Raw genomic sequence first — 8,251 nt, 5'->3', positions numbered from 1 at the left:
GGACGGGTAAGGGCGGCGGGGGCGAAAAAGCACACCTCAGCCGACGTCCCGACCCGCCCGCCACCCCCGAGCCCGCCCCCGAGGCACCACAACAGCCCCCCACACCACCAACAGCAACACAGCCCCACCCCCCGCCGCGAACAACACCGCACGACGCGTAGGCCCAGCCCCGGCATCATCCGGCAACCGCACCGCCGAAGCCCCCCTCTCCGGAGCCCCGACCCCCCGCTCCACCGCTCCCACAGACGTCACCGCCGCATACGGATCCAACCGCGGCACCGCATCGGGATACGCCGTCGAGACCAGCCGCGACGCGGCCTCCGCAGCGGTCAGCCCAGGATGCGCCGACCGCACCAACGCCGCCGCCCCGGCCACGAACCCGGCCGCGAACGACGCCCCGGAGCCGATGTAGTGCCCACTGCCCCGGGGCCCGGGCCCGACCACACCGTCACCGGGGGCCGCCAGATCGACGTCACGCGCAATCAGCGCGTTGTCCGGCCGACCACCCTTCGCGTCCACGTCCACCACGGACAGCACCCCCTCCTGCGCCGCGGGCCAGTACGCACGCGGACCCGGCGCGTCCTCGGAAGACGCACGCTTCCGCGCCGGCGGATCCGGAACCGCGGCGGCCACCACCAACGCGTCGTGCGCCACCGCGTCCTCGACGGCCGAGGTCAGCGCCGCCGACCCCCGCTCCAGCGCCGGTGACACCTCGATCACCTTCGCCCCGGCGTCCACCGCCGCCGCGATCCCCGCCGCGACGCTCGCCGCCGTGGCCGCACCCCGGGCGTCGGTGCCGCGCACGGCGACGATGCGTGCCTGCTGGGCGACCCCGGCGAAGCGGACCCCGTCCGTGGTCGTGGCCGCGATCAGCCCGGCGACGAAACTGCCGTGTCCGACACAGTCCTGCCCCGCGTCCCCGACCGCCGTCACCCGCCCCTTCAGCGCGGGCGCGGTAGTCGACACCCCGGTGTCCACGACCGCCACGGTCACTCCGGCGCCGGCCGAGAACTGCCACGCGCGCGGCAGTTGCAGACTCTGCTGCTCCCACGGCACGGAGGTGGCCCGCTCGGCAGAGGCCCCGGTGCACGCGTCGTCCGCGTCGAGCCGGGACGGCATCACGGGCAGCCGTACCGGCGAACCGTCCGCGGCGGAGGCGACCGGCGCGGCGAGGACAACCAGAGGCACCAGGGGCAGGACTACGGCGAACGTCCGGGCGGCCCGGAAACGACGGAAACGGCGGAGACCACGGACACGGGGGAGGGGGCGACGCATGAATCGCATCCTATGGCGCGCAAACCGACCCACCGCAGAGGCCCTGTTCGCAACCCCCGCTCCCATCAGCCCAGTTGAGGCACATCCCCAGGAACCAGCAACCGCAGGTCGTCCAGTCCCGGCGCGGCCATCACGCTGACCCGGCCGGCCTGCCGCGTCATCATGCCCTCCAACACCTGCCGCGCCAGCCGCGCGTTGCCGAACGAGCGGTTCCTCGGCAGCGCGTCGAAGTACTCCCGCAGCACGGCCCCGGTCCCCGGCCCGCACTCGTAACCCGCGCTGTCCGCGTGCATCCGTACGATCGTGACCAGCTCGTCGGACGAGTAGTCCGCGAACTCGACGCGCCGCGAGAACCGCGAGGACAGACCGGGGTTGGAGGCCATGAAGCCCTCCATCTCGCGCGTGTAGCCCGCGACGATCACCACGACCTGCTCCCGGTGGTCCTCCATGAGCTTGAGCAGCGTGTCGACGGCCTCCTGCCCGAAGTCGGACCCGGAGCCCGACCCCGCGGGCGTCAGCGTGTACGCCTCGTCGATGAACAGGACGCCCCCCAGGGCCCGTTCGAAGACCTCGCGGGTGAGCTGCGCGGTGTGTCCCACGTACCGTCCGACGAGGTCGGCCCGGGACACCTCCACCAACTGACCGCGCGGCAGCACTCCGAGAGAGACCAGCAACTCGCCGTAGAGACGGGCCACGGTCGTCTTGCCGGTACCGGGCGGCCCGCTGAAGACGAGGTGGTGACTGATCCGGGGCGCGGGAAGGCCGGCGGCCTCGCGCTGGCGGGCGGTGGACAGCAGGTTGACCAGATCGGTGACGTCGCGTTTGACGGCGGCCAGCCCCACCATGTCGCCGAGCCGGGACAGCGCGTCACTCCGCGAGGCCCCGCCCCCGTCGCCGCCCGAGGTGTCGGCGGCCTCCGCGCCGACGTCCTCCGGGAGCAGCAGCGAGAGGTCACGCTCGCCCACCTCGACCAGACCTGCCAGCCGTACGGCCTGTCGGTCGACCATCTCCTCGAAGACCTGGCGCGCGGCCCGGCCGTTGCCGAACGTGGCGTCCTTCGGCATGCGTTCGAAGTGCGTGGCCAGCGCGGCGGCCGTGCCCTCGCCCAGTTCGTACTGGTGGCGGACGCACATGCTCTCCATGATCGCGACCAGCTCGGGCACCGAGTAGTTCTCGAACTCCACGGTCCGGGAGAACCGGGAGGCCAGACCCGGGTTGGAGCCGAGGAACGACCGCATCTCACCGGAGTAACCGGCCGCGACGACGACCACGTCCTCCCGGTGGTCCTCCATCAGCTTGAGCAGCGTGTCCACCGCCTCCCGCCCGAAGTCGGCCCCCGAACTCCCGCTGTCGGCCGTCAGGGTGTACGCCTCGTCGATGAACAGCACGCCGCCCAGCGCCCGGTTGAACGCCTCAGTGGCCTTGATCGCCGTACCGCCGATGACCTGGGCGACCAGATCGGCCCGCGAGACCTCCACCAGATGCCCGGAGCGCAGCGCGCCCAACTGGGCGAGGATCGTGCCGTAGAGGCGGGCCACCGTGGTCTTACCGGTACCGGGCGGCCCCGCGAAGACCAGATGGCGGCTCATCGGCGGTGCGGACATGCCGAGTTGGGCGCGGCGCTGCGCCAGCTGGGTGAGGTTGACCAGCGTACGGACCTGCTGCTTGACGTTGGACAGTCCGATCAGCGCCTCCAGTTCGGCGAGCGGGCCGGTCTCCCCCGCCGCGCCGCCGCCGGTCTGGGCGGTTCCGGCGGGGTCGGTGCCCTCGCTGTCGCCGTAACCCCAGGCGTCCCGCTGGCCGTTGCCGTTGCTGGTGAGCCCCTCGACGGCGAGCCGGTCGCCCTGCTTGGACTGGATCAGGCCGCCACCCTTGTTGTCCCGCACCACACAGTTGACGACGGAGACGGGGTCGGTGCTCTCGACCCGCAGGCCGTCCTTCGAACTACCGCCTATCTCGCAGGCGTTGAGGGAGGCACGGCCGCCCTCCCGGACCACGACACCGTTCTCGACGGCCGCGTTCACCTTGACCCGGGTCGCGGTGAGTTCGCCCTGCCCGTCGACGACGACACCGTCGCCGCCCGGCTCGCGGAACTCGCAGTCACGGGCGGTGACGCTGCCGCCGGCGGCCACCATCAGGCCCACGGTGGCGGGGGCGAGGACGGTGGTGCCGCCGAGGTACAGGTTCCCGTCGCTCTCGACATGGACGCCCGCGCCGCCGGCCCGGTCGATCTCGCTGTCCTCCAGCCGGCCCCGCCCGTCCTTGACGGCCTCCACGCCATGGCCGCCCGAGCCGCTTACCCTGACCCGGCGCAGCATCGGATTGGCGCCGCCGCGCACGCTGATGCCGGCTCCGGCGGCGTCGATGACGTCCAGCCGGTCGAGCTCGGCGGTGGACTCCTCCTCCAGGAGCACGCCGGCCGCCGCGCAGTCCCGCACGGTCAGCGAGGTCAGCGTGGGGGAGGCGGACCCGGCCACACGCAGGGCGGGGGCCTGAGAGGTGTCCAGCCAGCAGTCCTCGAAGGTGCCGCGCGCCCGGTCGGTGACCAGGATGCCGTTGCCCGCCGTGCGGGCGGTACGGCAGCGGCGCAGCAACGGGTCGCTGCCGTGCGAGACGACGATGGCCGGCCCGGTGGTCGCGGTGACCCGGAGCTCCTCCAGAACCGTCCGCGAGGAACTGGTCAGATGCACGCCGATGGACGTGTCGTGCACGACCGTGCGCACCACCTGGGTCGTGCAGTGCTCCTCCAGCGCGATGGAGGGCTTGTCCGTGGACGAGATGTCGCACTCCTCCACGGAGCCCTGCGCCTCACCGTTGGCGAGGACGCCGTTGCCCCGGGCGTCCCGGATGGTGCAGCCGCGCACAGTGACCCGGCCGCGCTCCCCGATGACCACGCCCGAGGTCCCCAGATGCTCGATGGTGCAGGAGTCCACCGAACTGTCCACGGCCGAGGTGACCACGACCCCGGCCCCTGACGGGCTGCTCACCCGGCAGTCACGCATCGCCAACGAGCCGGCGTCACGGGCCAGTACAGCCGCCCAGGAGGCGCCGGACACCTCGCAGCCGTCCATCGCGACCTGTCCCCGGGCGGCGTCCACGGCGGGCAGTTCCTCATCACGGCCGCGCAGTACCAGGTCGGTGAGCATCACCGCGTCCGCCTTCAGCGTGAGCACGCTGCCGCGCCGCGGACGTATCTCCACCGTGCCGCGCGCCTGCTCGGCCACGATGGTGACCCGGGTGGCGACGACGAGGTTCTCTTCGTAGATCCCGGGACGCACACTGATCACGGCGCCGCTGCGCGCCCTCGCCAGTGCCTCTCCGATCGTCCGAAAGCCCTCGGTGCCCTCCGGGCAGACCGTCAGTACCTGGCGTGACACGCGCCCTCCATCTCTCACGGCATTCCCTGCCCGGCGTGGGCAGCACCATCATGCCGGGACGGGGCGGGCATGGTCACGCCAGCCGGAGAAGCAGGCCTGAAATGCAGAAAACCCCACATGAAGTGGGGTTTCAGCGGCTTTCCAGTGAGTGTCCGAGGGGGGACTTGAACCCCCACGCCCGATAAAGGGCACTAGCACCTCAAGCTAGCGCGTCTGCCATTCCGCCACCCGGACAAGGTGTCTGTCGCGCGGGGTTCCCCCCGTGGCGACGAAGGAAACATTACCAGGCTTTCCGGGGTGGCCGATCACCCCCTGTCGCCGCGTGAACGGTGTGTGACGGGCCTGGACCACTCTTGGGGTGCGGCGGGCCGGAGGGGGAGGATGAGGGGGTGACCACCGGCAGGAACAGTGGGAGGTAGCACCGTGAGCGGGACGGGCAGGACGGACGGGGCGGACATGAGCGGGCGCGTCACCGGCGAGGACGAGGTCGTGGATCTCTGTCGCGAGCTCATCCGGATCGACACCAGCAACTTCGGCGACCACTCGGGACCAGGCGAACGCAAGGCCGCCGAGTACGTGGCCGAGAAGCTCGCCGAGGTGGGCCTGGAGCCGCGGATCTTCGAGTCGCACAAGGGGCGCGCCTCCACCGTGGCGCGGATCGAGGGTGAGGACCGGTCCCGGCCGGCGCTGCTCATCCACGGCCACACCGACGTCGTACCGGCGAACGCGGGGGACTGGACCCACCACCCGTTCTCGGGCGAGATCGCGGACGGGTGTGTGTGGGGCCGCGGTGCGGTCGACATGAAGGACATGGACGCGATGACCCTCGCGGTCGTCCGCGACCGGATGCGCTCCGGCCGCAAGCCCCCGCGCGACATCGTCCTCGCCTTCCTCGCGGACGAGGAGGCCGGCGGTACCTGGGGTGCGCGGCACCTCGTGGACAAGCACCCGGACCTGTTCGAGGGCGTGACCGAGGCGATCAGCGAGGTCGGCGGGTTCTCCTTCACCGTCAACGAGAACCTGCGGCTGTATCTGGTGGAGACGGCCCAGAAGGGCATGCACTGGATGAAGCTGACCGTCGACGGCACCGCCGGACACGGTTCGATGATCCACAAGGACAACGCGATCACCGAGCTGTCGGAGGCCGTCGGACGCCTCGGCCGGCACAAGTTCCCGGTCCGGGTCACCAAGACGCTCCGCCATTTCCTCGACGAGCTCGGCGACGCGCTGGGCACCGAGCTGGACCCCGAGAACATGGACGCGACGCTCGCCAAGCTCGGCGGTATCGCCAAGCTGATCGGCGCCTCGCTGCAGAACACCGCCAACCCGACCCAGCTGGGCGCCGGTTACAAGGTCAACGTCATCCCCGGCCAGGCCACCGCGCACGTCGACGCCCGCTACCTGCCCGGCTACGAGGAGGAGTTCCTCGCCGACCTGGACCGCATCCTCGGCCCGAACGTGAAGCGCGAGGACGTGCACGCGGACAAGGCGCTGGAGACCTCGTTCGACGGGGCGCTCGTGGACGCCATGCAGACCGCGCTGATCGCCGAGGACCCGATCGCCCGGGCCGTGCCCTACATGCTCTCGGCAGGCACCGACGCCAAGTCCTTCGCGGACCTCGGTATCCGCTGCTTCGGCTTCGCACCGCTGAAGCTGCCGCCGGAGCTGGACTTCGCGGGCATGTTCCACGGTGTTGACGAACGGGTCCCCCTCGACGCGCTGAAGTTCGGGGTGCGTGTGCTCGACCGCTTCATCGAGGCATCCTGAATCCCGCGCCGGTCCTGTGTTCCGGGGGCTCGACCGAGGTCCCAAGGCCCGTGAATACGCCCGGAATTACCCGATTGAACGACACTCCAATAATCGTCCGCACGTGCGTGGCTGACTGAGAAGAGTGAATGCGCTCATAGGGTCGTAGCCCTAATCCCCCCGCCTCGTTATTGGTGATGCGGTCCGCTACTCGGGATCGCATTGCCAACAAGGAGGAATAATGATCAAGAAGGTCGTCGCCGCTGCGGCTGCCACTGGTGGTCTGGTTCTCGCGGGTGCGGGCCTGGCCGTCGCCGACGCGGGTGCCCAGGGTGCTGCCGTGCACTCCCCGGGTGTTCTGTCCGGCAACGTTGTTCAGGTTCCCGTTCACATCCCGGTGAACGTCTGCGGCAACACGATCTCCGTGATCGGTCTGCTGAACCCCGCCTTCGGCAACACCTGCGTCAACAACTGATGCTGCGCCTCGCTTCTTGAGGTTCTGACTCCTCAGTGAGTCTGAGCCTGTCGGCCCCGGAACGCTTCCTGCGTCCCGGGGCCGACAGGTCGTTCCGGAAGGTTCACGACACATCATTTTGAAGGCAGGGATGCAGTTATGCGAGAGGTCACCCGCAAGGGGCTGATGACCGTGGCGGCCGCGACTGGCGTGATGGCCGCCGCCGGTGGCGCGCAGGCGCATGCCGATTCGGGTGCGACAGCTGTCGCTTCCAACTCACCGGGTGTGCTGTCCGGCAACTCGGTGAGCGCGCCGGTGAACGTGCCGGTCAACGCCTGCGGAAACACCGTGAGCGTCGTCGGTCTGCTCAACCCGGCGATGGGCAACAAGTGCGCCAACGGCGGAGGCGGCGGCTACGGCTCACCGGGCGCACACGGTAACCACGGCAACCCGGGTGGTCACGCCAACCAGGGCCACCACGGCAACCAGGGCGGTCACGGCTCGCCCGGTGGTTACGGCGGCTACGGCGGTCACGGCTCGTCCGGGGGGTACGGCGACGAGGGCGGCTACGGCGGTCATGGCTCGCCGGGAGGTTACGGCGGGTACGGCGGCCAGGGCGGTTACGGCGACTCGGGTGCTCCCGGCGACTTCGGGTACCCGGGCAGCCCGGGCGGTTCCGGAGACTGGGCGAACTGGAACGGCTGGGAGGGCTCGTACGCCGACGGGTACGCCACCGACTCGCCGGGCGTGGGGTCCGGCAACCAGGTGGAGGCCCCGGTCGACGCACCGGTGAACTTCTGCGGCAACACCGTCGACGTCGTCGGTCTGCTCAACCCGGCGATGGGCAACGACTGCGCGAACACCGGGGACCACATGGGCGGCGGCCACCCGGCGCCGCCTCCGGAGACCGACGAGCCGTGCACGCCCCCGAGCGGCGGTCACGAGACCCCGCCCCCGCCCGGACCGAGCGGCCCCCAGCAGCCGGAGACCCCCCAGCTTCCGGGCGGCCCCGCACACCCGGGGAACCCGCAGCACCCCACCACCCCGGAGCACCCGGTCACCCCGCACCACCCGGGAGCCCCGGCCCAGCCGGCCACTCCCACCAGGCCGGCGACCCCGCTCACACCGCCCAGCTCCGCGCACGGTGTGACGCCTCCGGCCGGGCCCACGTACGTCGACCAGAGCGGTGCGCGGACCGTGCCGCAGCCCCGGAGTGCCCCGCAGCTGGCGCACACCGGCGGTGACCTGCCGCTGGGCGTCGCCCTGCCGGTGGGCGCGGGCATGCTGCTCGCGGGCACCGTCCTCTACCGCAAGGCACGCCCCTCGGCGTAGACCCGTACGGAGATTCCGTACGAACGGGACAAAGGCGCCGAGATCATTCGGCGGTGTGATGTACGGA

The 8,251-nt window shown here is 71.1% G+C and carries 5 protein-coding genes and 1 tRNA gene; 3 read left to right on the top strand and 3 right to left on the bottom strand.

Annotated elements, in window-relative coordinates; all coding sequences use genetic code 11:
* Positions 1-36: 36 nt before the first annotated feature.
* The 3 genes from STRTUCAR8_RS08485 to STRTUCAR8_RS08475 all read right to left on the bottom strand — a co-directional run bounded on the left by STRTUCAR8_RS08485 (position 37) and on the right by STRTUCAR8_RS08475 (position 4,886).
* Complete coding sequence (locus tag STRTUCAR8_RS08485) at positions 37-1,275, bottom strand: S8 family serine peptidase (protein ID WP_078507150.1); 1,239 nt, start codon at positions 1,273-1,275, stop codon at positions 37-39.
* A gap of 65 nt (positions 1,276-1,340) precedes the next feature.
* Entirely contained in the window at positions 1,341-4,652 is a 3,312-nt protein-coding gene (locus tag STRTUCAR8_RS08480) for a right-handed parallel beta-helix repeat-containing protein (protein WP_006375133.1), read from the bottom strand.
* Positions 4,653-4,801: 149 nt separating this feature from the next.
* A tRNA-Leu gene (locus STRTUCAR8_RS08475) sits at positions 4,802-4,886 on the bottom strand.
* A gap of 222 nt (positions 4,887-5,108) precedes the next feature.
* Between STRTUCAR8_RS08475 and STRTUCAR8_RS08470 the strand changes: the two genes are divergently transcribed.
* From STRTUCAR8_RS08470 to STRTUCAR8_RS08460, 3 genes are all read left to right on the top strand, one after another.
* Entirely contained in the window at positions 5,109-6,419 is a 1,311-nt protein-coding gene (locus STRTUCAR8_RS08470) for a M20/M25/M40 family metallo-hydrolase (RefSeq protein ID WP_044471861.1), read from the top strand.
* 220 nt (positions 6,420-6,639) lie between these two features.
* Entirely contained in the window at positions 6,640-6,873 is a 234-nt protein-coding gene (gene chpH / locus STRTUCAR8_RS08465) for a chaplin ChpH (RefSeq protein ID WP_006375137.1), read from the top strand.
* 138 nt (positions 6,874-7,011) lie between these two features.
* A complete protein-coding gene (locus STRTUCAR8_RS08460) occupies positions 7,012-8,184 on the top strand; it encodes a chaplin (protein WP_006375135.1) in 1,173 nt (390 codons plus the stop codon).
* Positions 8,185-8,251: the final 67 nt, after the last annotated feature.

This window comes from Streptomyces turgidiscabies Car8 (genome assembly GCF_000331005.1).
GTDB classification, from domain to species: Bacteria; Actinomycetota; Actinomycetes; order Streptomycetales; family Streptomycetaceae; genus Streptomyces; species Streptomyces turgidiscabies.
The sequence above is the reverse complement of the archived record's forward strand: the minus strand, read 5'-3'. Positions and strand labels throughout refer to the sequence as shown.

Bases quoted from the DNA above. Each gene is read 5' to 3' on its own strand.
- STRTUCAR8_RS08485 (WP_078507150.1), bottom strand. From the start codon at position 1,275: ATGCGTCGCCCCCTCCCCCGTGTCCGTGGTCTCCGCCGTTTCCGTCGT.
- STRTUCAR8_RS08470 (WP_044471861.1), top strand. From the start codon at position 5,109: ATGAGCGGGCGCGTCACCGGCGAGGACGAGGTCGTGGATCTCTGTCGC.
- chpH (WP_006375137.1), top strand. From the start codon at position 6,640: ATGATCAAGAAGGTCGTCGCCGCTGCGGCTGCCACTGGTGGTCTGGTT.
- STRTUCAR8_RS08460 (WP_006375135.1), top strand. From the start codon at position 7,012: ATGCGAGAGGTCACCCGCAAGGGGCTGATGACCGTGGCGGCCGCGACT.